This is a genomic window from Oleiphilus sp. HI0128 (assembly GCF_001635365.1).
Window position 1 is genome coordinate 1 of the sequence record NZ_LWGG01000647.1, and the last position, 352, is coordinate 352.

Here is a 352-nt window from a genome sequence, read left to right on the forward strand (position 1 = left end):
TTAAAAAGGCTCATAGCGGTTTCGTTAGCCATTATTTAGTTGATGATCTGAAGCCTGGTCAAGAGCTTACTAGCACCGGCCCAATGGGAAGCTTTCATCATAATCCACTATTCCATGGTAATGATCTAGTATTCTTCGCTGGCGGATCCGGGATTGCACCTGCACGTAGTATGATCAAACATATCATCGCTAAAGATCTCCCTCATACCATGCATATTATCTACAGCAATAGTTTCGAGGAGGATGTAATATTCGCAAAGGAAATTCGCTCCTGTGCCAAACAGAATCACAATATAAAACTTACAGAATTAATCTCAAGGCCAAGTGAAAGTTATCAAGGCATCGGCGGACG

1 protein-coding gene is annotated in these 352 nt (G+C 42.0%); it reads left to right on the forward strand.

Annotation, left to right across the window (positions count from 1 at the left end; genetic code table 11):
* Positions 1-352: hypothetical protein (locus A3763_RS08145; protein ID WP_369823101.1), on the forward strand; the 352-nt coding region annotated here is incomplete at both ends.